At 41.3% G+C, this 26,253-nt stretch carries 25 protein-coding genes; 19 read left to right on the top strand and 6 right to left on the bottom strand.

Annotated elements, in window-relative coordinates:
* The first annotated feature begins 29 nt into the window (after positions 1-29).
* The 16 genes from rplQ (at position 30) to ACZ5LF_RS10560 (ending at position 16,246) form a co-directional block, all read left to right on the top strand.
* The gene (rplQ, locus tag ACZ5LF_RS10635; protein WP_344701545.1) at positions 30-425 is read left to right on the top strand and encodes a 50S ribosomal protein L17; all 396 of its coding nucleotides are present in this window, start codon (positions 30-32) and stop codon (positions 423-425) included.
* A gap of 144 nt (positions 426-569) precedes the next feature.
* A complete protein-coding gene (locus ACZ5LF_RS10630) occupies positions 570-1,358 on the top strand; it encodes an energy-coupling factor transporter ATPase (protein WP_380570164.1) in 789 nt (262 codons plus the stop codon).
* Entirely contained in the window at positions 1,355-2,218 is an 864-nt protein-coding gene (locus ACZ5LF_RS10625) for an energy-coupling factor transporter ATPase (RefSeq protein WP_380570165.1), read from the top strand. The genes ACZ5LF_RS10630 and ACZ5LF_RS10625 overlap by 4 nt, the downstream gene beginning before the upstream one ends.
* Positions 2,208-3,005, top strand: coding sequence for an energy-coupling factor transporter transmembrane component T family protein (locus tag ACZ5LF_RS10620; RefSeq protein WP_380570166.1), 798 nt, complete (start codon positions 2,208-2,210; stop codon positions 3,003-3,005). The genes ACZ5LF_RS10625 and ACZ5LF_RS10620 overlap by 11 nt, the downstream gene beginning before the upstream one ends.
* 10 nt (positions 3,006-3,015) lie before the next feature.
* On the top strand, positions 3,016-3,795 hold the full coding sequence (gene truA, locus ACZ5LF_RS10615) for a tRNA pseudouridine(38-40) synthase TruA (protein ID WP_380570167.1): 780 nt from the start codon (positions 3,016-3,018) through the stop codon (positions 3,793-3,795).
* A gap of 170 nt (positions 3,796-3,965) precedes the next feature.
* Positions 3,966-4,403: a 50S ribosomal protein L13 gene (gene rplM / locus ACZ5LF_RS10610; RefSeq protein WP_380570168.1), complete on the top strand. Its 438-nt coding sequence runs from the start codon at positions 3,966-3,968 to the stop codon at positions 4,401-4,403.
* A gap of 18 nt (positions 4,404-4,421) precedes the next feature.
* Positions 4,422-4,814, top strand: a complete 393-nt coding sequence (rpsI, locus tag ACZ5LF_RS10605) for a 30S ribosomal protein S9 (protein WP_344701532.1) — start codon at positions 4,422-4,424, stop codon at positions 4,812-4,814.
* A gap of 246 nt (positions 4,815-5,060) precedes the next feature.
* The gene (locus tag ACZ5LF_RS10600; RefSeq protein WP_464759260.1) at positions 5,061-5,819 is read left to right on the top strand and encodes a methylase; all 759 of its coding nucleotides are present in this window, start codon (positions 5,061-5,063) and stop codon (positions 5,817-5,819) included.
* Entirely contained in the window at positions 5,812-10,146 is a 4,335-nt protein-coding gene (locus tag ACZ5LF_RS10595) for an Eco57I restriction-modification methylase domain-containing protein (protein ID WP_380570170.1), read from the top strand. Before ACZ5LF_RS10600 ends, ACZ5LF_RS10595 begins: the two co-directional genes overlap by 8 nt.
* 290 nt (positions 10,147-10,436) lie before the next feature.
* Complete coding sequence (locus ACZ5LF_RS10590) at positions 10,437-11,339, top strand: nucleotidyltransferase domain-containing protein (RefSeq protein WP_380570171.1); 903 nt, start codon at positions 10,437-10,439, stop codon at positions 11,337-11,339.
* Between the two features lie 2 nt (positions 11,340-11,341).
* Complete coding sequence (locus ACZ5LF_RS10585; RefSeq protein WP_380570172.1) at positions 11,342-11,938, top strand: Cap15 family cyclic dinucleotide receptor domain-containing protein; 597 nt, start codon at positions 11,342-11,344, stop codon at positions 11,936-11,938.
* Between the two features lie 503 nt (positions 11,939-12,441).
* Positions 12,442-13,575: an alcohol dehydrogenase catalytic domain-containing protein gene (locus ACZ5LF_RS10580; protein ID WP_380570173.1), complete on the top strand. Its 1,134-nt coding sequence runs from the start codon at positions 12,442-12,444 to the stop codon at positions 13,573-13,575.
* A 209-nt stretch (positions 13,576-13,784) separates the two neighbouring features.
* Complete coding sequence (locus tag ACZ5LF_RS10575) at positions 13,785-14,231, top strand: DUF4385 domain-containing protein (RefSeq protein WP_380570174.1); 447 nt, start codon at positions 13,785-13,787, stop codon at positions 14,229-14,231.
* Between the two features lie 81 nt (positions 14,232-14,312).
* Positions 14,313-14,765: a YaiI/YqxD family protein gene (locus ACZ5LF_RS10570; RefSeq protein WP_380570175.1), complete on the top strand. Its 453-nt coding sequence runs from the start codon at positions 14,313-14,315 to the stop codon at positions 14,763-14,765.
* 68 nt (positions 14,766-14,833) lie between these two features.
* Complete coding sequence (locus ACZ5LF_RS10565) at positions 14,834-15,343, top strand: YfiT family bacillithiol transferase (RefSeq protein ID WP_380570176.1); 510 nt, start codon at positions 14,834-14,836, stop codon at positions 15,341-15,343.
* A gap of 39 nt (positions 15,344-15,382) precedes the next feature.
* On the top strand, positions 15,383-16,246 hold the full coding sequence (locus ACZ5LF_RS10560) for an alpha/beta fold hydrolase (RefSeq protein ID WP_380570177.1): 864 nt from the start codon (positions 15,383-15,385) through the stop codon (positions 16,244-16,246).
* Between the two features lie 186 nt (positions 16,247-16,432).
* Here the strand turns inward: ACZ5LF_RS10560 and ACZ5LF_RS10555 are convergent, their stop codons facing one another.
* The 5 genes from ACZ5LF_RS10555 to ACZ5LF_RS10535 form a co-directional block, all read right to left on the bottom strand.
* Positions 16,433-17,347, bottom strand: a complete 915-nt coding sequence (locus ACZ5LF_RS10555) for an ABC transporter ATP-binding protein (protein ID WP_380570178.1) — start codon at positions 17,345-17,347, stop codon at positions 16,433-16,435.
* Complete coding sequence (locus ACZ5LF_RS10550; protein ID WP_380570179.1) at positions 17,347-18,390, bottom strand: ABC transporter ATP-binding protein; 1,044 nt, start codon at positions 18,388-18,390, stop codon at positions 17,347-17,349. Before ACZ5LF_RS10550 ends, ACZ5LF_RS10555 begins: the two co-directional genes overlap by 1 nt.
* 5 nt (positions 18,391-18,395) lie before the next feature.
* Positions 18,396-19,310, bottom strand: coding sequence for an ABC transporter permease (locus tag ACZ5LF_RS10545; RefSeq protein WP_380570219.1), 915 nt, complete (start codon positions 19,308-19,310; stop codon positions 18,396-18,398).
* 4 nt (positions 19,311-19,314) lie between these two features.
* The gene (locus ACZ5LF_RS10540) at positions 19,315-20,253 is read right to left on the bottom strand and encodes an ABC transporter permease (RefSeq protein WP_380570180.1); all 939 of its coding nucleotides are present in this window, start codon (positions 20,251-20,253) and stop codon (positions 19,315-19,317) included.
* A gap of 78 nt (positions 20,254-20,331) precedes the next feature.
* Positions 20,332-21,978, bottom strand: coding sequence for a peptide ABC transporter substrate-binding protein (locus ACZ5LF_RS10535; protein ID WP_380570181.1), 1,647 nt, complete (start codon positions 21,976-21,978; stop codon positions 20,332-20,334).
* A 273-nt stretch (positions 21,979-22,251) separates the two neighbouring features.
* Here ACZ5LF_RS10535 and ACZ5LF_RS10530 point away from each other — a divergent pair, with 273 nt between their 5' ends.
* The 3 genes from ACZ5LF_RS10530 to ACZ5LF_RS10520 all read left to right on the top strand — a co-directional run bounded on the left by ACZ5LF_RS10530 (position 22,252) and on the right by ACZ5LF_RS10520 (position 25,090).
* The gene (locus ACZ5LF_RS10530) at positions 22,252-23,679 is read left to right on the top strand and encodes an NAD-dependent epimerase/dehydratase family protein (RefSeq protein WP_380570182.1); all 1,428 of its coding nucleotides are present in this window, start codon (positions 22,252-22,254) and stop codon (positions 23,677-23,679) included.
* A 136-nt stretch (positions 23,680-23,815) separates the two neighbouring features.
* Positions 23,816-24,097, top strand: a complete 282-nt coding sequence (locus ACZ5LF_RS10525; protein WP_380570183.1) for a DUF3219 family protein — start codon at positions 23,816-23,818, stop codon at positions 24,095-24,097.
* 12 nt (positions 24,098-24,109) lie between these two features.
* Positions 24,110-25,090, top strand: a complete 981-nt coding sequence (locus tag ACZ5LF_RS10520) for an LLM class flavin-dependent oxidoreductase (RefSeq protein ID WP_380570184.1) — start codon at positions 24,110-24,112, stop codon at positions 25,088-25,090.
* A 29-nt stretch (positions 25,091-25,119) separates the two neighbouring features.
* On the opposite strand, the gene ACZ5LF_RS10515 is transcribed toward ACZ5LF_RS10520, so the two are convergent.
* Complete coding sequence (locus tag ACZ5LF_RS10515; RefSeq protein ID WP_380570185.1) at positions 25,120-26,070, bottom strand: threonine ammonia-lyase; 951 nt, start codon at positions 26,068-26,070, stop codon at positions 25,120-25,122.
* Positions 26,071-26,253: the final 183 nt, after the last annotated feature.

The raw sequence follows: 26,253 nt of genomic DNA, 5'->3' as shown, positions 1-26,253 counted from the left end.
TAGAAGACTGATAAAGGAGGTAAATTTCAATGGGCTACAGAAAACTAGGACGTACGTCCGACCAGAGAAAAGCAATGCTTCGTGACTTGGCGACATCCCTTATCGTCAACGAACGCATCACTACTACTGAGCAGAGAGCCAAAGAACTCCGCAGAATCGTGGACAAACTTGTTACTCTCGGCAAACGTGGAGACTTGGCGGCAAAACGCCGTGCAGGCCAAACGGTACGTAATGTAGAGATTGCAAAAGAAGATGGGACAAGCCAGCATGCGCTTCAAAAACTCTTTGAAGACATTGCACCACGTTTTGAAGACCGTCAAGGCGGATACACAAGCATCAAGAAACTTGGTGAACGTCGTGGCGACGGTGCAGAACTGGTAGTTATCGAGTTCGTACAAGGCGCGGTTGAAGCTGAAGAAGCATAAATTATAAAAGCAGAATGAGTGTTACGATAATGTGATTTGCATCATATTGTCTAGCTCAACGTACCCTGCAGGCAATACACAAGATATGCGCGACTCCTATGCAGGGTACGCGCTTTTTTATTACATAAATATGGCGGTGGAGATATGATCAGGCTGGAAAATGTAGCTTACGGCTACAAGACAAGTGAACATAAGGCATTGGATTATGTCTCCCTATCCTTTCGTCAAGGAGATTGGATATCCGTCATAGGGCACAACGGTTCAGGGAAGAGCACACTCGTTAAAATCCTCATGGGTATTATCAATGAGTATGAGGGGACCATTACAGTTGACGGCACAGTGCTTGACGATACGAATGCATCGGCACTTCGTAAGCGTTTTGCCATAGTCTTTCAAAACCCAGACAACCAATTTGTGGGGGCGACCGTCGAGGACGATGTGGCCTTTGGTCTTGAGAATGATGGGGTGCCGCGTGAGGAAATGATCATCCGGACTGAGGCAGCTTTGAAAGCAGTCAATATGCTCGATTTCAGGAACCATGAACCCAGTCGTCTATCAGGAGGGCAAAAACAGCGGGTCGCCATAGCCAGCGCGCTTGCCATGGCGCCGGATGTCCTCATCTTGGATGAAGCAACCTCGATGATCGACCCTGAAGGGCGCCGGGAAGTGATGAAAATCTTGAGGACTATTCATAAGGAGCGCCAGACGACCCTTATATTCATCACTCATGATCTGGCAGAAATCGAGCACAGTGATCATGCCATAGTTATGGGTGACGGCAAAGTAGTCAGTGAGGGGACCGTAGAGGAAATATATCGAGACATTGATACATTAGTGGCGAGTCGTCTTGAACTCCCTTTTAATATGAAGTTATCCCACGGTCTGTTGGATGGCTCATTCATGTCATATGAAGAGCTGGTGGCGCGCCTATGAAGCTCCATATAGAGAACCTGACAGTTGTCTACCACCAAAGTACTCCGTTTGAACACTTGGCGTTGAACAATATTACGACGACATTTGAAGAGGGCGTATATTATGGGATCGTCGGACACACCGGGAGCGGCAAATCGACGCTTATCCAAACTTTAAACGGTCTATTATTGCCAAGTAGCGGCACGGTATACGCCGGTGACCTTGCGTTAAGGAAAAAGACGAAATACAAATATGTGCACGAAGTCAAAAAACACGTAGGGATGGTCTTCCAGTTTCCCGAGCATCAGTTGTTTGAGGAGACTGTTCTGAAGGATGTGATGTTCGGTCCGAAGAATATGGGTCTAGGCGAAAAGGAGGCTAAATCAAAGGCGGAATATTATTTGGAATTGATGAATGTAGACAATTCCCTATTTAAGGAGTCGCCGTTTGAACTCTCCGGTGGTCAGATGAGGAAGGTGGCGATAGCCGGTATACTGGCAATGGAGCCTGAAGTCCTTATCCTGGATGAGCCGACAGCAGGGCTCGATCCAAAAAGTCATAGTGAGACCATGCGCCTTTTTCAGCAGATTCATAAGGATATGGGGATTACCATCATTCTCGTCACACATGATATGAATGACGTCTTCGAATATACCGACCAAGTTAAATTGTTAAGCGGCGGGAATCTTGTCCGTGAGGGACGCACAGAAGATCTTTTGATGGACTCTGGCATCCTTGAGAATAATGCACTTGAACCACCGGATATTGTCAGGCTCATGAAAGATCTGAAAAAGAAAGGCCGGAGTTTCGAAAGCGTGCCACGCAACATAGAAGATTTTATTGCCCTCTATGAAGAACGGAGGAGTGCGGATGCTGAGTAAAATGTTATTGGGCAGGTACATCCCCGGCTCGAGTGTCATACACAAGATGGACCCCCGAGCAAAAATTTTGGCGGTAGTATTGTTCATGATTATTGTATTCTTCGCCAACCATTGGACAGGTTATGCGCTGCTGGTCACTTTTGTAGCATTCACAACCAAACTCGCTGCGCTCTCCTTCCGTTTCCTCTTCAACGGATTGAAACTTATATTCCTGATACTTCTGTTTACCTTCTCGATGCACCTTTTTCTGACTAAAGGAGGAGTAGTCCTGATCGACGGTGGCTTCTTCACAATAGAGTCAGAAGGTATCATCAGAGGGGTATATATCACCATCCGTCTGGCGCTTCTTGTACTGATCACGACGATACTGACTCTCACCACACGTCCTCTGGAGCTTACAGATGCTATAGAGCGATTGTGCAAACCCTTAAAAAAGCTTAGGGTGCCTGTACATGAAATTGCATTGATGATGTCAATCAGCCTCCGTTTCATTCCGACACTGATGGATGAAACGGAAAAAATAATCAAAGCTCAGAGCGCCCGGGGGTCTACATTTATGACAGGCGGGCTGAAGTCAAGGCTCGAAGCTCTGCTTCCGATCTTCATACCCCTGTTCATCTCTGCCTTCAAACGTGCAGAAGAAATGGCGGTAGCAATGGAAGTAAGGGGGTATCAGGGCGAAGAAGGACGCACCCACTACCGTATCCTCGATTGGCAGTTCAAAGACACAGCAGCACTCATATGCATCGTTCTGTTCGGCATCGTACTATGGCTAGTCAGACAGTAAGGAGTAAAGAATGCGATACTTGGTAAAAATCAGCTATAATGGTTCCCGGTTCAATGGTTTCCAATACCAGTTGGAAGGACGTACGGTACAGGGAGAAGTGGAGAAGGTTCTTGGACGTATGCATAAAAAACCTGTCAGGATTCATGCAGCCGGCCGTACAGACAGCGGTGTACATGCACGAGAACAGTTCTTTCACTTCGACTCAGACCTGAAAATCCCTGAAACAAAGTGGCAACATGCACTGAACAGTGCTATGCCTGATGATATCGCCATCCATCGCGTACAAGCGATCGATTCCGATTACCATGTGAGATACCACTCACACGGCAAAATCTATCGTTACCGCATCTATCAGGGAGCAGTACGCGACCCTTTTGAGAAAGGCTTGAAGACATATTATCCTTATGCACTCTCGGAAAGTAAGATGAGACAGGCGATGTCGTATTTTATCGGTACACATGATTTTACAAGCTTCTCAAGCGCCAAATCACCCATAGAAAACAAAGTCAGGCACATCTACGCTTTTGAATTGATAAAGACCGATAATGGCTATGATTTCCTGATAATCGGCTCCGGTTTCCTCTATAATATGGTTCGTATCCTCGTCGCCTATGTGCTTGAAGTCGGCCAAGGCAGATGGGAAGCTGAGAAAACTCCAAGCATAATTGCGGCAAAAGACCGCACGCTGGTGCCGAAGACCGCCCCCGCGGAAGGGTTGTATTTGGAGAGGGTATTTTTAGATGAAAAAGCACGCAATGACGCATTGGAAAATTTAAAAATCCCCCGGTGACACATTGACAAAATGAGCGATTAGGGTTATCATAGACAACGGTATAATTTTATATCACCCACGATAAGCCCCGGAAACTTATTGTGCATACAGATATAAAGCAAACGAAGCTTTTTAAAAATTTTAAGAGCAATTAACGCGCACTACTGATATATTTAGGAGGACTGGAAATGCGTCAAACATTCATGGCTAATGAAGCTAACATTGAACGTAAATGGTATGTTGTCGATGCAGAAGGACAGACGCTCGGCCGTCTCTCTTCTGAAGTCGCTGCGATACTACGTGGCAAGAACAAAGCCACATACACACCACACGTTGATACAGGTGACAACGTCATCATCATCAATGCAGGAAAAATTGAAATGACGGGTAATAAAGCCCAGGATAAAATGTACTACAGACACACAGGTCACCCAGGTGGAATCAGATCCATCTCTGCAGGCGACCTTAGGGAAAAGAACCCGGTACGTCTTTTGGAAAATTCCATCAAAGGCATGCTGCCTAAGAACAGACTTGGACGTGCACAGGGCAAGAAACTTCATGTATATGCTGGAAGCGAGCACAAGCATGAAGCACAAAAACCAGAAAAATACGAACTTCGCGGTTAAGGATAGGAGGTTAATTCATTGGCTAAAGTAGAATATACAGGAACAGGTCGTCGTAAAAATGCAGTAGCGCGTGTACGTCTCGTACCAGGTGAAGGCAATGTCACAGTTAACGGTCGTGACATGAGGGATTATCTCCCATTCGAAAGTCTTATACTGGACTTGAACCAGCCATTCGCGGTTACTGAAACACAAGGTAACTACGATGTATTGGTAAACGTTAAAGGTGGCGGCTTCACAGGACAAGCACAGGCAATCCGTCACGGTATCGCCAGAGCACTTCTGGAAGCAGACCCGGAAAACCGCGGTCCCCTTAAGAGAGCAGGCCTCCTTACACGTGACCCACGTATGAAAGAGCGTTACAAATACGGCTTCAAGAAAGCCCGTCGCTCACCACAGTTCTCAAAACGTTAATATATTTATATATATTGGAAAGCACTCCCCAAAGATTGGGGAGTGCTTTTTTGTTTTGGGAGTGAGGTTGTATATAGTTCTTAAGGCGTGATAAATTATGTATAATATTTAATAAGCCATTTTAGTAAAATTGAGCTATAGCCATTTAAAATAGGAATAAATTTCCATATTTTTGTTATATGGTAAAATAGATAGAAAGACGACATTTTATAAATAGAGGTACCCAAGAAAGAGGGAATGTTAAAAGTGGAAGAAATAGAGGTAGGGATTAAATGTAAGCTTCGTGTACAGAAGCATGGAGAAGTGTTCACACCGAAGAGGATAGTAAATCAAATGTTGGATACACCAGGAGTAAAAGAAGCATGTGAAAACTTACTGTCTACATTTCTAGAACCTTCTGCTGGGGAAGGTGTTTTCCTAGTTTCTATTCTTAATAGGAAACTCAATATGGTTGCCAAACAATACAATAGTGATTTAAGGCAATTCGAGAACTACTCCCTGTTAGCTTTATCAAGTCTTTATGGTATTGAGTTGCTAGAAGATAATGCACAGACATGCGCTTTAAATATGTTTCAAGAATATTATGAAGTATATCAAAAACAAGCTAACCATCATAATGGAAAGGTAAGAAAAAATGTATTAGATAGTGCAAAAGAAATCATTTCATCTAACATTTGCCAAGGGAACTTTTTAACTAGAGAAGCGGTAGATGGGAAGCCGTTGGTATTCAGTGAATGGGTTCCAATCAACCTGAAGAAAACAACCAAAATAATAAAAGTACAGAGAACAGAATACACCTTGGATGAGGTATATGAAAATATAGAGAAGGAATCAGGGAAGGTTCTTGATAAATTAACAAATAAATCTATACATCAACCTGAGCAAATGGACATGTTTGATTTATTAGAAGAAGATATTGATGATGAAATTTCAAAAGAAATGCGTTATATACCTGTTAATATTGTAGATGTATATAAAGCAGAAATGGAGGAAAATGATGGATAAGACAATAATTAAACCTTTTAGTGAAATTGAATATAAAGTGTATGGTTATACCTTACCTGAAGTTCCAACTCATGAGGGCTACGTAAAAATAGGAGACACGACACGTGAAGCAGTTACAAGGATTTTTGAGCAAGTAGGCACCGCTGGATTAAACCCTGAAGTTTTATTTGAGAAAAAAGCACAGAAATCAGATGGGGAATGGTTTCGTGATAAAGATTTACATAGATTTCTAATTCAAAATGGCATCCCAAAGAAAAACTTTAATGATCGTGCTAGTGAGTGGTTCTATTTTAATGGAAGATTGGAGAAAGCTGAAGAGTTAACGAATAAGTTTATTAACCGTGATTACGATGAGGTACAAATTGATGATAAGCATTCGGATTATATACTAAGAAATGAACAGCAGCAAGCTGTTGAAAAAACATATGAATATTATCAAAGTAAGCAGGGACCCAGAGAGTTTTTATGGAATGCAAAACCACGTTTTGGGAAAACACTAACAACATATGATTTTATTAGAAACCTTAAGGCAACGAATGTCTTAATTGTAACGAATAGACCAGCAATCGCTAACTCGTGGTATGATGATTTCCAAAAATTTATCGCTTGGCAAGAACCACAGATGAAGTTCGTGTCAGAAACAGATGCATTGAATGGAAAAGGGATGACGAGAGATCAGTATCTTGAATATATAAATACAACTAATCATGATAATCCTACACAAATTGCCTTTATTTCATTGCAGGATTTAAAAGGTGCAGAGTTTGCAGGAGGCGTATATAAAAAATTAGAGTGGCTAGCTGGCCTGAACTGGGATCTGCTCGTAATTGATGAGGCTCACGAAGGAATAGATACTAGAAAAACTGACATAGCTTTTAGTCAATTAAAAAGAGACTTTACCCTGCATTTATCAGGTACTCCGTTTAAAGCTTTAGCCAAAGGTGATTTTTCTCAAGAACAAATATTCAATTGGTCCTATGTAGATGAACAAGAGGCTAATGAAAATTGGGATGCAACAATTGGCGGCAACCCTTATGAAAGCTTGCCTACGTTAAATTTGTTTACGTACCAAATGAGTAAAATGGTTGAAGATGAAGTGTCTGCAGGACTAACAATAGAAGAAGAGAAAAATGTCGATTATGCATTTGATTTAAACGAATTTTTTAGAGTGAAAGAAAATGGCCGATTTGAGTATGAAAAAAGCGTGATTCGCTTTTTAGACAATCTGTCTTCTGGCAAATTTCCGTTTTCCGAAAATCAATATCGTAATGAATTAAATCATACATTTTGGCTTTTACCTCGTGTTAATGCAGCCAAAGCACTTGAACAGCTGTTAAATGCTCATCCTACTTTTAAAGATTATAATATCGTCCTTGCAGCAGGAGATGGTGTGAGCCTAAATGATGGAGTAGAAGCAGAGGCGCTTGATTTAAAAGAAAATACAAAAAGCTTTGATAAAGTGAGAAATGCAATTGAACAAAATGATAAGACAATAACACTTTCTGTAGGACAACTGACAACTGGTGTAACGATACCAGAATGGACAGCTGTATTCATGTTAAACAATATTGAATCTCCTAGTTTGTATTTTCAAGCTGCGTTCAGGTCACAGAACCCTTTTGAATACGACAAAGAGGGAGCACGCTTTCGTAAAGAGAATGCTTATATATTTGACTTTTCACCAGATCGAACATTAAGACTCTATGATGATTTTGCTAACAACTTATCTAGTGGAGGTTCTAAGACAAGTGAGGAAAGAAAGAGTAAAATTAAGAAGCTATTAAATTTCTTTCCAGTCATTGCTGAAGATGAAAATGGTTCAATGCATGAAATAAACGCTTCTGAAGTTTTAACGATTCCAACTCGTATCACCTCAAGGGAAGTAGTAAAAAGAGGATTCATGAGCAATTTACTATTTGCTAATATATCAGGCATTTTTTCAGGAGATTCACCATTTAAAGAAATTCTAGATAAAATACCGCCTGAAAAAAATAAAAGATTGGATAAGCCGCGTGATGTCTCCATCACTGATCCTCATTTAAATGAAGAGGGAGAAGTAGAGATACCAAAAGAAGTTGTATTGGGTAAATCAAATGAACTGTTTGGAGATAAAATATATTCATCAATTGAAGTGGTGGATGAAGTGGTATCATCCTTGGAAGAGGTTGAGGAAAAACAAAAAGAATCCATTAAAAAGCTTGCAGAAGATATAACCACATCATTTTCTGATGGTTTCAGTAACTTAAAGAACTCTTTCAAGCTGAACAAAGTACAAGCTGATCGATTACAAAATTCAGTAAATAATTCTATTGAGGACGTTATAACTGAGAAAAGTCTGTCTTTGGGCAACCAGGTTAATGAAATAAAAGCAAAATACGAAAAACGGAAGCAAGAAGCAGAAGAGAGAGAAGATGAAGAAGAGTTAAAAGTAGTAATTGAACAATATGAAGAAGAAAAGCAAAAGATTGAAGAAACTTTCTCTAAGGAAATTAACAAAGAAGTAGAAAATACAATCAATACTGTTGTAGAAGAGCAAATAGAAAAAGTAGAAGAAAAGAAAAAGAAAACAACAGAAGATGATGTACGGGATCATCTACGAGGTTTTGCCCGTACAATACCTGCGTTCTTAATGGCGTATGGTGATGAAAATACGGAATTAGCAAACTTTGAAAAGCATATCGATGAAGCTACCTTTGAAGACCTTACAAGTATCACAATTGAAGAATTCAAGAAGCTCCGTGATGGCTTTGAATACGAGGATGATGAAGGAGAAATAAAAGTCGTTCATGGTTTATTCAACGAAGTAGTTTTCAATGCAAGTATACAAGAGTTCTTAGATACTAAGAAACGTTTGGCAAATTACTTTGATGATAGTTTGGAAGAAGATATTTTTGATTATATTCCACCACAGAAAACGAATCAAATATTCACTCCAAAAAGAGTAGTTAAAAAAATGGTCAATAAATTAGAGGAAGAGAATCCGGGTATATTCTCTATCAAAACAATGAAATTTGCTGATTTATATGCTAAAAGTGGATTGTACATTACAGAGATAGTGAAGAAGCTAAACATTGGATTGAAAGAACAGATCCCTAACCAGCAAGAACGTATTAGATGGATTATGGAAAATCAAATATACGTGTGTGCACCTAACAATATAATTTACAATATAGTTAAGAATTTCATATTTAATGGGGTAGATTATGTATCAAATCAAAACTTGATTTTAGAAAATACAATGGAATTAGCAAGACAAGAAACATTAGCATCAAGTGTTGATAAAATATTTGGAGATGGTGATTTGAAGTTCGATGTTATAATAGGAAATCCTCCTTACCAGAATGAAGGCGTTGGAGAGGTAGCAAGAGATGAACCAATTTATAATAAATTTATGGAAGAATCCTATAAAATAGCAAGCAAAGTCTGTTTTGTAACCCCTGCTAGATTTTTATTTAATGCAGGCCAAACTCCAAAAAAATGGAATGAAAAAATGTTAAATGATAAACATTTGAAAGTTTTGTACTACGAACAGAATTCAGCTAATGTTTTTTCCAATACTGATATAAAAGGTGGAATTGCAGTAACTTACCGTGATACAAATAAGGATTTCGGTGCTATAGGCACTTTTACTCATATAGAAGAATTAAATTCAATATTAGATAAAGTATTAAACGAGAATTTTTATTCATTTAATAACCTTCTTTACGGAAAAAGTAGTTATAAATTCACATCTAAAATTTATGAAGATAACCCTTCTTTAAAAGGTAGAGTGTCAAAAAATGAGGAAAAAGCTATTGGTTCTAATGTTTTTGAAAAGATTCCTGAGATTTTCTTTGATACGAAGCAAAGTAATGGTCAAATTCAAATTTTAGGTCGTAAAAATGGATTGCGCATATTTAATTGGATTAATAAAGATTATATTGAGAGTCATCCTAATTTAGAAAAATATAAAGTTATTCTTCCTGCAACAAATGGTACAGGGGCATTTGGCGAAACCTTATCTACTCCTATTATAGGCGAACCATTTATTGGCTATACACAAACATTTATTTCTTTCGGATCTTTCGATGAAAGGTCGACAGCAGAAAATGTATTAAAGTATATTAAGACAAAATTTGTGCGAGCGTTGCTTGGTTCTATGAAAATAACTCAACACAATCAAACAAAAGAAGTCTGGAAAAACATTCCAATTGAGGACTTTACGTCTACATCGAAAATTGATTGGTCAAAATCTATTTCTGAAATTGATCAACAACTCTATGAAAAGTATTCTTTAATCAAAGAAGAAATAAGATTTATTGAAGACAATGTAAAACCAATGGATTAGCCAATAATATATTTAAGTAATACCAAGAATTTTAAATAACATAGTAATATATTACAAAAATACCAGCATAGTGCAATCATAGTGACTTCCAAAATTTTTTGCTCGCTCTAGTTGATTCTACTATTCTCGATTCTACCCAGGACCCAGCCGGTCCTGGTTTTCTTTAATAAGAACAATAGAATGTATAGAAGTAATAGATAATCCTTAAACTGAATTTTTCTAATTAATAGTATAGTAAGGCTATGTTATACTTATCTTATTGAATTGTAAAAAAATAAGGGGGGTTAATAATGGTTATACCTATATCAACACTAGAATCTTGGTCAAACCAAGGAGCCACGCAAACACCGAAATCTTTAAGAGAAAAAATAGAAAAAAAACTTACTGAATCTGATTCGAGAATTACAAGAAAGAATCAGCTTGATATTTATCTTCAAGGCTCATATAGAAATAATACAAATATATATGGGAATAGTGATGTTGATGTCGTTGTTCAACATAATGCTACTTTTTTTAGCGATATTTCCGATTTAGATGCATATGAGACGACTATTTATAAACGTACATTCAGTAATGCTACTTACACTTGGCAGGATTTTAAAAACGAATTGATAGAGACACTTGAAAATGCTTTTGGTTCGTATAATGTAGAAGTTGGTAACAAATCTATAAAAATAGACAACGGAAGTTATGAAGCTGATGTAGTTCCTTGTTTTGAGTATCGTAAATATACTTCATTTGGTGAAAATGAAGAAGATAGAGAATATATTCCTGGAATAAAATTCTATACCACTAATGAAAATCGTGACGTAGTTAATTATCCAAAAGAACACTATTCAAAAGGTGCTGCTAAAAATCAACGAGTTAATAAGAAGTATAAACCTGTGGTAAGAATATTTAAAAACATTAAAAGAAAGTTGATCGAAAAAGATATGATCAACAAAGAGCAAGCCCCTTCGTATTTTATAGAGAATTTACTTTATAATGTACCAGATAAATGTTTTGATAACATTAACGTTTCCACAAGAGTTTACGATGTTACTAAATGGTTACAAGATAACAATGGTTCATTTTCACAATTTATATGTCAAAATGAACAAATTAAGTTGTTTGGGGAGAGTCAAGAACAATGGAATGAAGAGGACGCATATACATTTCTCACACAAACTATTAATCTTTGGAACGAGTGGTAAGTATGCATGAATACAGTATTGATGTAGAACATAACAAAATTCTTTTTTACTTGTCAGCATTATCAATTTTATTTTCAGGTATAATCGCTACCCTCTTAAATGTATTAATAGAAAAAATTCCTTTCATAGAGTTTACTGTGTCGATTACTGCAATAGGTATTTTTGGTATTTTACATTCTTTATTCAATAAATTTATTTGGAAATGGAAGTTTCTTAAAACAATCGGAATAGTAAAAGTTCCCGATTTGAATGGTAAATGGAAAGGAGAATTTCGATCTTCTTTTCATAATTTTGACGAGAGTTTTCCGGTTATTCTGATTATCGAACAAACATGGTCAAAGATTTGTATTAGAGGAAAATTTAATCATTCTAAGTCATCGAGTAATACAGCATCATTAAAAATTAATGAAGGTGGAGGAATTAAGTTACTTTATTCTTATTATAATGATAAAGACCCTCAATATTATGAAATAGGTACTAGCAACCACCGAGGTTATGCGAGTTTAGAAATAAATGAAGATTCAATGGAAGGGCATTATTTTAATGATCCAACCAATAACAAAAATCATGGAAAACTCACACTATCAAAAAGATCCTGATTATTAAATAGATAAAACTTAATGTAAAAAAACAGGATGGCTTTGCTATATACTATTGTGTCTAGGGGTCTAAAATTATGAATTTTTAATAATTAATATATGATTTATTTAAATCCACAAACTTTTATATAACAGTAGATTATATATTAACAAAATGTATTCAACTAACATCTATCATGTTGGTTCAAATTGGTTCAAGTGATATCATTTTTAATCCATTTTCATACATTTTTATCCATATAACAATTTCCAAAACATTGATATAAATGGATTGCGATGCATTCAACACCCTTAGAATTTATCTGTATATTTCTCAAAACGTTAATATTATTTTACAACCCCTTCAACCATTTAAGGTTGAAGGGGTTTTTCTGTTTACTTTGTTACGAGAATTTAAAATAACTCCCAATTTCTTGTTTATATGTTTAAGGCTGAACGGGAAAGGCTATTGCTATATATGATAACAGTATACATTATATAAACAAAGGTAAGGAAGGGATACAATGAAGGCGGTAACATTCCAAGGTAAGAAATCAATGGTTACAAAAGACGTGGCGACACCGGATATACAAGACAACAAAGATATGATCGTCCGTATCACTGCAAGTGGAATATGCGGATCAGATCTTCATCTATACCATGGTGGAATAGTCCCAGAAGAAGATTATGTCATTGGACATGAACCGATGGGTATCGTGGAAGAAGTGGGTTCTGAAGTCAAGCATCTGAAAAAAGGCGACCGTGTGGTCATTCCATTCAATATCGGTTGCGGAGAGTGCTTCTTCTGCAAGAACCAGATGGAAAGTCAATGTGATGAATCCAATCCTCATGGAGAAGTAGGCGGGTTGTTTGGGTTCGCGGAGCCCAATGGTAATCATCCAGGCGGCCAAGCGGAATACCTACGCGTGCCATACGCCGACTTTACTTCATTCAAAGTGCCTGAATCCAGTGAGTTGAAAGATGAGCAGGTCATGCTGCTCTCTGACGTGCTGCCGACAGCCTATTGGAGCGTGGAACATAGCGGCATGAAGAAAGGCGACACTGTCATTATATTGGGCTCAGGTCCAATTGGACTTATGGCGCAGAAGTTCGCATGGATGAAAGGCGCTGAACGTGTCATAGCTGTAGACCAGGTGGACTACAGGCTCAAGCATGCGAAGAAAACAAACAATGTTGAAACATTCAACTTCAAGGATAATGAACAGATCGGCAAACTTCTTCATGAAGAGACGAAAGGTGGCGCGGATGTAGTCATCGACTGCGTCGGCATGGACGGCACGGTACCGCCGAATACAGAATTCGGCTCAGAGATGGATAACCAGTTCGGTACCATCAGCCCGATAGTAACTGCTTCGCAGTCTGTCAGGAAGTTCGGTACAGTACAGCTTACTGGTGTCTATGCATCAGAAGCCAATGCTTTCCCGCTTGGTGATTTCTTCACACGCAACGTATCGCTCACGATGGGTCAGGCTCCTGTCATCCACCTTATGCCTGAAATTTATGAGAAGATCGAAAACAATGAATTTGACCCGACTGATATCATCACCCACAAGATGGATCTCGATGATGCAGGAAAAGCGTATGATATCTTCGACAGGAAAGACGACGACAGCATCAAGATCATATTCAAGCCATAATCTTATGAATGTGATGAAGGAAAAGGCAGTTTGACAATGTGACCTTAAACAATTTCATATTCTATCATGTAGATTAAAGGCATCTGAAGCAATTGGAGGATTAAATTTTATCTTCAATTACTAGGATGTCTTTTGATTTATAGCCAGAAAATGTCTGAACCTTTACCTATGGGGAAAAGATATAGTAATAATAGAAGGGAGGAAGGCGTATGGCGTTTGATTATGACATGGATTTTGACTCGATCGATTTCAGGGAACAGCCTGAATTATATAGGGTCGGCAGGGGAGAGCAGGGCGTACTGATGGTCGAGCCCTATAAGAGTGAGATATTGCCTCATTGGCGCTTTAAAACGCCTGATATCGCAAAAGATTCTTCTGAAAAAATATATGCCATGTATCTGGATTATAAAAAGTCAGGGGATTTCGTCGGAATGGATATGTCACGAAAATTTCTGCAGATGGGATATACTCGCGCGCGTCGTTATGCAAACTATAAAGGGGGACGCAAGTACGATGAAGAGGGCCATGTAAAAGAGAGGGAGATTGATTCACAAAAGGCAGAAGCGGCTGAAATTTTTGAGAAGAAATGGATAAAGGTCAGGGAAGATGAAGAATATCTTGCACTTAAGAAAGAACATCAAAAGAAGTATGGATGATGATTACGATGAAGAAGACGGCGCAGGAAGACATGTTGGGCATACGCGCTCTGATATAATGGAGCCAAGGAGAGTGACGCCATGAAAGTACTCGTTGATGCGGACGCATGTCCCGTAAAAGACATCGTGATTGATGTGACCGCCCGCAAATCTTTACCGGTCGTACTGGTATCCAGCTTATCCCATTATTCATCAAAAGATCTTCCTGCCCATGTTGAGAGCATCTATGTCGAAGCGGGACCAGATGCAGCGGATTTCCGCATTGTAAAATTGGCTGAGAGTGAAGATATAGTTGTTACCCAGGATTATGGCTTAGCCTCATTATTGCTGCCTAAAGGCTGTACAGTTCTTCATCACAAAGGGTTTACGTACACCAGTGATAATATCGGTTATCTTCTTGAGACCCGTTATATGGGTGCTATGATACGAAAAGGAGGTGGCCGAACGAAAGGTCCTAAACCTTTATCCAAAGAGGACCGTAAGGCATTTTCGGAGCTTTTTCTTCAAAAGATTGAACAGCTGGCCATGGAGTAGATGACTATACTAACTTAAAAGATTTATAGTAATAGCAAAACTGATAGAATAAGGAGGGATGTATATAAATGGATGTTAAATTTCCAATCGGTGAATTGAGTGTACCAGATAAGGTTGGCAAAGCGGATGTTGAAGAGTGGGTTGCCCAAATTGAAACGTACACCAAACGTCTGAGGGAACAAGTGGATGGGCTGACGGAGGAGCAACTTGGAAAGACGTATAGAGAAGGTGCATGGAATGTGCGCCAATTGGTCCACCATATAGCAGATTCCCAGTTGAATATGTACCAGCGTCTGAAACTCGCCTTAACGGATGACGCGCCTAAAGTACCAGAATTTCTTCAAGAGGAATGGATAGCCCTGCCTGATATGGATCTTCCAGTGGAAAGTTCAATCAAAATGCTGGAAGGTATGAATGCGCGTATTGCTTCGATTGGACATAGTCTCACTGAAGCTCAATTGGACCGTTATTTTGTGCATGATACGAATGGTGAAATAACGGTTGCCACAAAGATGGCAAAACTTGCCTGGCATGAAGAACACCATCTTGCCCACATCAAAATCGCACTGTCCAATTGATCAGCCGGAATAGCTGGTGGTAAAGTAAGGGGGTTCGGGATGGATATTGATTTCGAATATATACACACAAATGGTGTTGACCTGCATGTCGCTGTTGCGGGTCCCGAAGAAGGTAGACTGGTAATATTACTCCATGGCTTCCCTGAGTTCTGGTACAGCTGGAGGAGACAGATACGTGTATTGGCCGAGGCAGGGTATCGGGTGGTCGCTCCTGACCAGCGCGGATATAACAAAAGTGATAAGCCTGCAGGCGTGGAATCATACGCCATAGAGATACTCAAAGAAGATGTAATCGGGCTCATCGATTATTTCAATCGAGATAAAGCGGCGATTGTTGGCCATGACTGGGGTGGTGCAGTGGGGTGGCACCTCGCGAGTGTCAATCCCGAAAGAGTAAGGTGTTTTACTGCGATCAATATGCCCCATCCAGGTGTATTTCCAGAAGTCATAATGACTAAGCCCACCCAAATCCTGAAGAGCGCCTATATGCTTTTTTTCCAGGTTCCACGTCTTCCCGAAGCCATCATGAGTTTTAAAGACTACAGTAGCATGGAACAAGCATTGAAGGTCACGAGTAGAAAAGGTACATTTTCCGATAAGGAGCTCGGTGCGTATAATATTGCCTGGTCTAAGGATAATGCGTTGAAAAGTATGTTGAACTGGTATCGGGCGATCTCCCATAGTATAAAAAGCATCGACAAGAAATCCAAAGTGGAGGTGCCTGTAAAAATCATCTGGGGCAGTTCAGATCAATTTCTTTCGCAACGGCTAGCAGAGGAGAGCCTTAAGTATACCCGGACTCAAAGAGTGGTATGGGTGAATGGTGCTACGCATTGGGTCCATCAAGAGTACCCTGATTTCGTCAATGACCAGATACTGAAATTTTTAGATGAACATAAGTAAGGAAAGCAAACCTTTGTAAGGAAAGCAAACCTTTGTCATAACCGTCTGACTTCATGTCAGGAATATATAAAAACGCCAGGCCCATGCTTAAATTTAAGCATGGGCCTGGCGTTACTGATTTTCACTATTCATTCGGAAAGGAAACGAACAGCCTTCAAAATCTCTGTTGTAACTAAAGCTGTTTCTTCAGCTCCAGTTATCGAACTCTTTTTTTGAGCAGAACACATAATGTCCGTTGCCGAAGTCCCTGAGTGTCACTTCTTCATCCTCACTATAATCATGCTGACTGGCATCATAGTCGATCCTCTTACGCTTCTTCTCGGTACGCGGATCGGGTTGTGGGACTGCCGAAAGCAATGATTTTGTATAAGGGTGAATCGGATTGTTATAAAGGTCCGACGCTTTCCCGACTTCAAGGAGCTGGCCCATATACATTACAGCGATACGGTCTGATATATACTTGACCATTGATAGATCATGGGCGATGAACAGATAAGCAAGCCCCCGTTCTTCCTGGATCTCCCTCATCATATTGACGACTTGGGCTTGGATGGACACATCTAGTGCGGAAATTGGTTCATCAGCTATTATCAATTTCGGATCGAAGCTGAGTGCACGTGCAATTCCGATTCTCTGACGTTGACCACCTGAGAACTCGTGTGGATACCTATTGGCATGCTCGCGGTTCAATCCTACAGATTCGAGCAGTTCATATATCTTTATACGACGCTCTTTTTTGTCTTTGTACATGCCGTGTATATCGTACCCTTCAGCAAGAATCTCAAAGACAGTCATTCTCGGATTGAGGGATGCATATGGATCCTGGAATATCATCTGGAGTTCCTGGTTGAATTTCTTTTGTTCTTTAGTGGACAACTGATCTGTATGCTTGCCATTGAATATGACTTCGCCACCGGTCTTCTCATAGAGTTTGATGATTGTTCTGCCTGTAGTTGATTTACCACAGCCAGATTCCCCAACGAGGCCAAGAGTCTCACCCGGCATCACATGGAAAGTGATATCATTTACAGCTTTGAGCGGATTATTTTTTGCGCCAAAGTATTTCTTTAAGTTCTTTACTTCAAGTATAGGTGCCGCCATCAGTTGTCACCCCCTGTATACTGAAGGTATCTGTTTTTAATGATGTCTGGTATCTCTGTTTTTGGTGCATCAGGATGCAGCCGCCACGTTTTAGCGAAATGCTGATCGTTTACTTTGAACATAGGCGGATTTTGTTCATAGTCAATTTTCATGGCGTACGGGTTCCTCGGTGCGAAGGCATCTCCCTTTGGAGGGTCGGTCAAATCTGGCGGTGAACCTTCTATTGTGCGTAATCTTTGATCCCTATCTTCGTTCAAGTCCGGCATGGACCCTAACAGGCCCCATGTATAAGGGTGCTGAGGATTATAGAAGATATCTTCGACCGTACCGACCTCAACGATTTCGCCAGCATACATTACAGCTACCCGGTCAGCAACATTGGCCACAACTCCAAGGTCGTGGGTGATGAAAATGATTGAGGTCTGTGAAGATTTTTGTATTTCTTTCATCACATCGAGTATTTGAGCCTGGATGGTTACGTCAAGGGCAGTTGTAGGCTCATCGGCGATCAATAGCTTTGGGTCGGCTGCAAGTGCAATCGCAATGACGACACGCTGCCTCATCCCACCCGAGAATTCATGTGGATACTGATTGAGGCGTCTCTCCGGCATTGGAATGCCTACCATCTTCATCAATTCAAGTGCACGTTTTTTAGCGTCGTTCTTAGAAATTTTCTGGTGTTTCAGCATCACTTCTGTAATCTGTTTACCTATCTTCATAGTCGGGTTCAAAGAAGTCATGGGATCCTGGAAAATCATGCTTATGTCTTTCCCTCTTACTTTTTCCATCTGTTTCTCAGAAAGGTCCAGCAGATTCTTACCATCAAAAAGTATTTCACCGCTGGAGTAGATGGCCGGGGGTTGTGGGAGCAGCTTCATTATAGCTTGGTTTGTGACACTTTTACCCGATCCGGACTCACCGACAATCGCTAGCGTCTCCCCTTTATATACATCGAAGCTTACGCCTCTTACTGCATTTACAGTACCTGCATAAGTTGAAAAATCTACATGCAGGTCTTTCATTTGGAGAACTGGTTCATTCATCAATATCACTTCCTTAACTTAGGATCCAAAGCGTCTCTCAGTCCGTCACCAATCGAATTAAATGCAAAGATTGTCAAACTGATGAATAACGCTGGGAAAAATAGTCTCCAAGGTGCGTTAGCCAATGCCGGATAGCCATCGTTGGCCATGGTACCCCAACTGGCAAGCGGTGCAGGTACACCAAGCCCCAAATAACTGAGGAATGCTTCAGTGAAAATCGCATTCGGTATTGTAAGTGTCATTGTGACGAGTATGGCGCCAAGTGCGTTAGGGAGCAGGTGCTTTCTGATAAGATGAAGATTTTTTGCCCCAAGTGTCCTGGCTGCAAGCACATACTCCTGATTCTTGAGTTTAAGTATTTCCGAGCGTGTAATACGAGCCATATTCACCCAACCTGTCAGTGATAAGGCAATGATCATAGGAAATAGTCCGGGTTGCATGACCACAAGGAGTATGATGACCACGAGAAGATACGGAATTGCTGTCAATATATCAGCAATACGCATCATTATTTCATCAGTCCGTCCGCCTTTTAATCCGGCGATTGCGCCCCAGGCCACACCGATTATAAGGTCGATGATAGCGGCTGCGAAACCGATGAATATTGAGATTCGTGCCCCTATCCACACCCGGGTGAATATATCTCGACCAAGATCGTCAGTTCCAAACCAATATGTCCCATTTGGAGAGACGTTGTAATCTCCATTCTGTTGTCTATAGGAGAACTCTGAAATCATGGGTGCAAATATGGCACCAAGAATGATGAGGAAAAGTGTGACAAATCCTACTAGCGCCAGTTTATTTCTGAGGAATCTTCTGGATACTTCCCCCCAGAAGGAAATGGACTTCTTGGCAAGTATTTCTGTTTCGTCGGAACGCGTACCGACGACTTCAAAATCTGAATCGTTGAGTTTCGGAATATCTTTATTTGCCACCTGATTTTCCTCCTCTCAGTTTGATGCGCGGGTCGATAAAGCTGTAAAGGATATCGACTAGTAATACAGCAAGAAGTAGGATGATGGAGTAGAAGACTGTGGTACCCATTATTACTGTATAATCACGGTTTGTGATACTTGTGACAAAATATTTACCCATACCAGGGATTGCGAAAATTTCTTCAATGACGAAACTGCCGGTAATGATTCCTGCTGTGAGAGGAGCCAAATATGTAACGACAGGCAATAATGCATTTCTTAGGGCGTGTTTGAAAACGACCACCCATTTTGATATGCCTTTTGCTTTGGCCATTTTGACATATTCACTATTCGTTTCTTCCAGCATACTGGAACGCGTCAGTTTGGCTATAAATGCCATAGGCGTGGAAGCTAAAGCCACGGCCGGCAATATACTGTAGATGAACCCTTCCCAACCTGCGATTGGGAACCATCCGGCTTTTAGGGCAAGGTAATACTGAAGTATCGAGGCCATAACAAAGGATGGTACCGATATACCGATGACGGCGATGACACTCATCAAATAGTCGGGCCACTTATTGTGGAATAATGCAGCAATCGTACCAATCAGTACTCCCATGCCTACTGCAATGAACATGGCTTCAAGACCAAGTGTCATTGAAATTGGGAATCCTTCTGCTATCATATCGTTCGTTTCGCGATATCGATATTTCATTGAGGTACCAAAATCGCCTTGAACTGTATTCACTAAATATTCTCCGTACTGAACATACCATGGATCATCGAGCCCATATTTTTCATTTAGACTTTCCTGGATGGCTGGGGGCACTGTCCTTTCTGAAGCAAAGGGGTTTCCTGGAGCCAAGCGCATCAAGAAGAATGTTGCTGTGATAATGATAAATAAAGCAATGATGATGTATATAAGGCGCTGACCAATATATTTGACCATCTTTAGCGCTCCTTCCTCAAAAATGACAGGTGAGTATAAATATACTCACCTGACAGTGTAATTCTTATCTTATGAAGTCTATTCTTCGATGTCTACGTATTTCAATTGTACGTTACCAAGTGGATCTGGTGTCATGTTCTTAACTTTGTCCTCATGCACTGAGAGGTTCGTGTAGAAATATATTGGTGCAATCGGGAAGTCTTCCATGAAGACACTTTCGGCTTCCTGTAGCATTTCTGTACGGGCTGCTTCGTCCGTTTCTTGTGATGCCTGGTCTAGGAGGCTGATGTATTCTTCATCGGTCCAGCCTGTATTGTTATTGCCTTCTTCTGTTTTGAAGATTTCAAGGAAGTTGACAGGGTCGTTGAAGTCAGCGAGCCAGCCGTAACGGCCAACTTGGTGTTCGCCGGCGTCAAGTGCTTCAAGGTAGACTTGCCATTCTGAGTTATCGAGTGTAACGTCGATGCCCAAATTCTCCTTCCAACCTTGTTGGACGAACTGTGCAATCGCAGCGTGTGCTTCACTTGTGTTGTATGAGAGTGCAATGCTGAGTTCGGAAGGATCTTCCATACCGAGTTCTTCGAGTCCAGCATCAAGGGCTGCTTTCGCATCGTCCATGTTGCCTGGTTCGAAGTATTCTTCAGGTTCTTCAAAGCCTTCCATCGTCAGAGGTACGAGACCTGTTGCTGGTTCCTGCTCACCTTTAGTGACGTTGTTGATGAGTCCTTCGCGATCGATTGCGATTGTGAGCGCCTCACGGATATTTTTGTTCTGCATGATTTCGTCTTGTGTATTGAATACATACATATAAGTACCGGCTTGGTCGCTGACGTTCAACGTACCATTGTCCTTGAACTTATCTAGAGCGTTCAAATCAATCGAGTTGAATGGTGAACCAAGATAGTCAAGGTCTCCGCCTTCATACATTTTAAGGGCAGTGGATTCGCTTTCCACCATGTCGATATTGACTGTCTGCAGTGCTACATTTTCAGAATCCCAGTAATCTTCGTTCTTTTGAAGGACGATTTCATCTGAACTTGTGAAGCTCTCCAAGTTGAATGGTCCGTTTCCAATATAGTTCTCACCATTTGGATCTGTGTGCCAATCTGGATTTTCTTCTGCTACTTTAGAGTTGATAGGGTAGTAGGTGTAGAAAGCCGTCAATTCGTCAAAGTAAGGTGTTGGATTGACAAGTTTCACTTCAAGCGTCTTTTCATCAACTGCTTTAACTGCTACATCATCTGCTGAGCCTTCGCCTGAGTTATACGCTTCAGCACCTTCTATGTAGTACAGTTGGTATGCATAGTCTGAAGCATTTTCAGGGTCAAGCGCCCATTTCCAGGCATATTCAAAGTCCTCTGCCGTGACAGGGTCGCCATTGGACCATTGGGCATCCCTTAAAGTATAAGTGTACGTTTTTTCGTCTTCACTGACATCGATGTTCTCAGCCATTGCGGGCTCAGGGTTACCTTCAGGATCAAGGCGTGTCAAGCCTTCGAAAACACTTGCCATGATGGCACCGGAAGTCGTGTCAGTCGCGAGTGCTGGGTGGAAAGAAGGTGGGTCAGAAGCGATTGAAAGATTGATGGTTTTACCATCTGATCCTTCACTGCTGGAACTGCCATCTTCGCCGCCGCCATTTCCGCTGTCGTCTCCACCAAAGTTACATGCGGCAAGGACGAGTGTCAAAGTCAGGAAAAGCAATAAAGCCTTAAAACTTTTCATACAATTCACTCCTTTTTTATTATTCTAATTATAAAGCTAATTAACGAAGTATTTCAACACTTCAATTGTGTAATATGACAAACTTCTCAAATGCACCCACCATTTGAAAACGCTTGCCTTTAATATTATCTATAAATTCTATAAAATTGTCAAATTTAGAATAGACAAACTTTTGAATATTGTCATATAACCTACGTACTTTTTAAAAGACTATATTCCGAAAAAAAGGGTATGGGTAAAAATACAGAAAATAATTGCGGAAGAGGTGTTTTAATGAAGATATTATTGACCGGTGCTTCAGGATATATAGGGGGCAACCTTTTAGAAAGTCTTAAAGAGGATAACGAAATAGTCGCAGTGTCGAGAAACATATCGAATAAACAGAATGAAGAAAACGTAACCTGGAAGGAAGCAGATCTTTATTCACAGATTGATATTGAAAAAGTGATGGAAGATATAGACATTGCGATATACCTCGTCCATTCCATGCAACCTTCCTCCAAATTGTCTCAAGGGAAGTTTAAGGACATGGATGCAATTCTAGCTGATAATTTTGCATGGGCTGCCAAACAGAAGAGCGTCAAGAGAATCATTTATCTGAGCGGGATCATTCCAGATGATGCTCATTTATCTGATCACCTCTCTAGCCGTTTAGAGTGTGAAGAGATTCTGGGAGCTTATGGAATACCTGTAACAACGTTAAGAGCAGGACTTATCGTAGGCCCAAAAGGATCATCATTCCCAATTCTGCATAATCTTGTGAAACGACTGCCAGGGTTGGTGTTGCCTTCTTGGGCCTACAATCGTACGCACCCTGTTGCATTGCAGGATGTCATTAAAGGGTTGGGTAAAATCGTTAAGCGGGAACCGGAAAATAATGAATCCATCGATATAGGCGGACCTGAAGAGAAGACCTATAAACAGCTATTTGAAGAAACGGCTGAAGTCATGGGGAAAAAACTGCCGATGGTTGATGTGCCGATCGTTCCCATAACATTGTCAAAACTCTGGGTGAGGCTGATTGCCCAGAAACCTAAAGAAATGGTCTATCCTCTACTGGAGAGTCTAACGCACAGCATGGTGATGCACGATGCCAATCGCGTAGAAGGCATCTCAGATGCACCAACGACATTTAAGGAAAGTGTACGTATTGCGCTTGATAGCGAAATGGACACAGCGGGGATGTCAAAACCTGAGGTGATAAAAAAGCAGGATCTGGAAAAAAATGATGTGAAATCCGTACAGCGTATTCGAATTCCTGCCAAATGGTCGGTTGATGATGCCGCTGACTATTACATCAATTGGTTGTCAAGAATCGGTGGTAAATTCATCACGACCCGTGTGAGAGATGCTGAAACATCGATTACCTTGCCGTTATTCAAATCACCAATTCTTATTCTTGAACGTTCCAAAGAACGTTCCTATGAAGACCGTATCCTTTATTATATTAAAGGCGGCAAGTTTTCACAGGAGCGCCAGGATGGTCGAGCCCGTCTTGAATTCAGGCGAATCCTGGATTCCAATGAAGTGCTTATCGCCATCCACGAATACGAACCCACACTACCGTGGTATGTCTATACACTGACGCAGGCTAAAATCCACCTCCTGGTCATGAAGGCATTCGGGCTAGAGACGAGAGTGCTTGCGAACATGCTGGATTCCAGATATGCCAAGTATGCTTCAAGTCCAACATCGAGTTAATATCAAATGGGAAGCACGTAATCAGAAGCATAGATTACGTGCTTTATATTGCAGATCAACCGTAGCGCGGAACACTGAGCAATCAATCTTAACAACGGATGTGAATATGCTATTCTAGATGAGAAAGGATGATAGTATGCCACAACAAGTAATTTTGAATGAGACACAAATACCGATAGAAGAGTACATCTTGAAAAATGAAGGCGGCCCGCGACAGTTGACCATCGTCTTCAATGTCCACAGTGAAGAATATCATGATATTGCAGTGCTGTTATACGAGCGGACTTTCGATATCAAATTGCCTTCTGAATCTTTGGGTTTCAAGGGGACGATCGTAAATTATTCGACTTCGCTAGATAACTTATATGAGCCAGGACAAACGGCAGAATATCGTGTCACGCTGCAAGAGGTTGTATAGGGGGAGAAGAGCATGAAATTGAGTATTTTGGATCAGGCCCCAATTTCCGAAGGCCAATCTGCAAAAGAGGCCTTGGAAGCATCGTGCCAACTGGCCCAAGTCGGAGATGAATATGGGTTCAATCGATTTTGGGTGGCTGAACACCACGCTCTACCCAGCTTAGCCTCCAGTACGCCGGAAGTGTTTTTGGGATATGTAGGGGCGCAGACGAAACGAATAAGAATTGGATCGGGAGCCACACTGCTTCCATATTATAAACCATACAAAGTAGCAGAAAATTTCAATATGCTGGCCACGCTATTTGAAGGACGAGTAGATCTCGGTATCGGGCGGGCACCGGGTGGGCCGTCCGAAGCATCCGAAGCTTTGACGGATGCCTTTTTACCTCAAGTGTTCAAGATGCCGGAGTTGGTGGATGAATTGATTCAATACAATGAGAACATCACCGGTTTACCACCTGCCAATCCGCTCCCGGGTACCCCACCAGCTCTATGGATGCTTGGCACCAGTCCCAAAAGTGCAGGTTTTGCAGCAGAAAACGGGCTGTCCTATTGTTTTGGCCAATTCATGAGTGATGAAGACGGAGCAGAAGTGGTGAAACAGTATAGGAAGAAGTTCCAACCGCGCGGTGGACAGGATCGGCCTCACGCAATGCTGGGCATATCCGTCGTGTGTGCGGATACTTCGGAAGAAGCACATGATATCGCCGACAGTTGGGCTGTATGGCAATTGATGCAGTCGGAGGGTACAACAGCAAAAGTGCCGTCTTCTGAAACGGCCCACATCTATATGGAAACGGCGGAGGTCCCAAAGAAGGTTGAAGCGGCTAAGCAGAAGATGATTATCGGCGACCCGGCTGACGTTGTGGATGAGCTAGAAAGGCTTCAGAACACCACCGGGGTTGATGAATTCATGATTATCACGATTACGCATTCGCCTGAAGATAAATGGAAATCCTATCAACTTATTTCAGAGCAAGCCGCAAACAGATAGTTGTCTGCGGCTGTACATTTGCTTTGAGTTCAAATGTTATCCAGCTGCTTGAGCAACGCAGCACCGGCATTTCCGCCAGAAATGACGAAGCATACATCATCATCAGCATCCACTGCGAGTTGTTTCGACAGTATTGCGGCAATCCCGACGCAGCCTGAAGGTTCTGCAAAGATCTTACCTTCCATAAGCATTAATTTGGTAGCCGATAGAAACATGTCTTCCTGGACAGTGAGTATACCATCGGCATGTTTCTGGATGACCGGAAAATTTTCCATGCCTGGCTGATTGGTGACGAGTGCATCTGCGATAGTATACCGATCTTCAACCTTTTTTCTCTCCCCTGCCTCCAGACTTGCGGTGTAGCGTGGTATGGAAGCGGGCTCCGTTCCATACACCTTGATTCCTTCCTTGACAGGCTTTACCGCTGAGAGAATGCCTCCGAGGAGGCCGCCTCCGCTCGTCGGCACTATTATCTTGTCGATATTCGGCGATTCATCTATGATTTCAGATCCGACAGTCCCCTGACCTGCGATAATATCGGCGTCATCATAAGGGTGGAGCAGTGTGTAACCATGTTTTTCAGCTAATTTTTCACTGAGGGAGAAGCGTTCTGAGACATTGCATTTTATGATGGCCGCACCATATTGTTCGATGGAGTGAATCTTGAATGGGGATGCGGTATCCGGAACTACAACTGTCGCTTTTATCCCTAGTGATTTCGCAGCATATGCAACCGCCTTCCCATGATTGCCCGATGAAGCGGTAATGATGCCCATTTCCTTATCACGTGGAGACAACTTCAATATTTTGTTCATGGCTCCGCGGAATTTGAAGGATCCTGTAACCTGCATGTTTTCTAGCTTCAAATGGACGCGGCACCCTAAAAATTCGTCAAGTGCCAGAGCGCGGATGAGAGGCGTTTCAGTTATATATCCATGTATCCTTTCTGCTGCATCATCAATCATTTGGGGTGTGACCATGATTTCAACTCCTCTTTTTAACTCCATTATACGCGGGAGGTCAGGTCAAGGAAATTGAAATGTGAAACTGCATGGGTTTCTACATTGCATGCAGCATTGGGCAAGGCGGGATATGTAAATCTTTTCATATAAGTCATGCGCCGTATATCAAGCTTTTATAGTCCTTGATGGAAAGGACGACGA

It is taken from the genome of Salinicoccus siamensis (assembly GCF_055391965.1).
Note: the sequence above shows the minus strand (reverse complement) of the source record. Positions and strands in the feature narration are given on the sequence as shown.

Excerpts from the sequence above, each read along its gene's own strand:
- truA (WP_380570167.1), top strand. The coding sequence starts at position 3,016 with ATGCGATACTTGGTAAAAATCAGCTATAATGGTTCCCGGTTCAATGGT.
- ACZ5LF_RS10550 (WP_380570179.1), bottom strand. The coding sequence starts at position 18,390 with ATGAATGAACCAGTTCTCCAAATGAAAGACCTGCATGTAGATTTTTCA.
- ACZ5LF_RS10620 (WP_380570166.1), top strand. The coding sequence starts at position 2,208 with ATGCTGAGTAAAATGTTATTGGGCAGGTACATCCCCGGCTCGAGTGTC.
- ACZ5LF_RS10530 (WP_380570182.1), top strand. The coding sequence starts at position 22,252 with ATGAAGATATTATTGACCGGTGCTTCAGGATATATAGGGGGCAACCTT.
- ACZ5LF_RS10555 (WP_380570178.1), bottom strand. The coding sequence starts at position 17,347 with ATGGCGGCACCTATACTTGAAGTAAAGAACTTAAAGAAATACTTTGGC.
- ACZ5LF_RS10580 (WP_380570173.1), top strand. The coding sequence starts at position 12,442 with ATGAAGGCGGTAACATTCCAAGGTAAGAAATCAATGGTTACAAAAGAC.
- ACZ5LF_RS10525 (WP_380570183.1), top strand. The coding sequence starts at position 23,816 with ATGCCACAACAAGTAATTTTGAATGAGACACAAATACCGATAGAAGAG.
- ACZ5LF_RS10625 (WP_380570165.1), top strand. The coding sequence starts at position 1,355 with ATGAAGCTCCATATAGAGAACCTGACAGTTGTCTACCACCAAAGTACT.
- ACZ5LF_RS10565 (WP_380570176.1), top strand. The coding sequence starts at position 14,834 with ATGGATGTTAAATTTCCAATCGGTGAATTGAGTGTACCAGATAAGGTT.
- ACZ5LF_RS10570 (WP_380570175.1), top strand. The coding sequence starts at position 14,313 with ATGAAAGTACTCGTTGATGCGGACGCATGTCCCGTAAAAGACATCGTG.
- ACZ5LF_RS10595 (WP_380570170.1), top strand. The coding sequence starts at position 5,812 with ATGGATAAGACAATAATTAAACCTTTTAGTGAAATTGAATATAAAGTG.
- ACZ5LF_RS10520 (WP_380570184.1), top strand. The coding sequence starts at position 24,110 with ATGAAATTGAGTATTTTGGATCAGGCCCCAATTTCCGAAGGCCAATCT.
- ACZ5LF_RS10560 (WP_380570177.1), top strand. The coding sequence starts at position 15,383 with ATGGATATTGATTTCGAATATATACACACAAATGGTGTTGACCTGCAT.
- ACZ5LF_RS10540 (WP_380570180.1), bottom strand. The coding sequence starts at position 20,253 with ATGGTCAAATATATTGGTCAGCGCCTTATATACATCATCATTGCTTTA.
- ACZ5LF_RS10535 (WP_380570181.1), bottom strand. The coding sequence starts at position 21,978 with ATGAAAAGTTTTAAGGCTTTATTGCTTTTCCTGACTTTGACACTCGTC.
- ACZ5LF_RS10585 (WP_380570172.1), top strand. The coding sequence starts at position 11,342 with ATGCATGAATACAGTATTGATGTAGAACATAACAAAATTCTTTTTTAC.
- ACZ5LF_RS10590 (WP_380570171.1), top strand. The coding sequence starts at position 10,437 with ATGGTTATACCTATATCAACACTAGAATCTTGGTCAAACCAAGGAGCC.
- ACZ5LF_RS10575 (WP_380570174.1), top strand. The coding sequence starts at position 13,785 with ATGGCGTTTGATTATGACATGGATTTTGACTCGATCGATTTCAGGGAA.
- rplM (WP_380570168.1), top strand. The coding sequence starts at position 3,966 with ATGCGTCAAACATTCATGGCTAATGAAGCTAACATTGAACGTAAATGG.
- ACZ5LF_RS10515 (WP_380570185.1), bottom strand. The coding sequence starts at position 26,070 with ATGGTCACACCCCAAATGATTGATGATGCAGCAGAAAGGATACATGGA.
- rplQ (WP_344701545.1), top strand. The coding sequence starts at position 30 with ATGGGCTACAGAAAACTAGGACGTACGTCCGACCAGAGAAAAGCAATG.
- ACZ5LF_RS10630 (WP_380570164.1), top strand. The coding sequence starts at position 570 with ATGATCAGGCTGGAAAATGTAGCTTACGGCTACAAGACAAGTGAACAT.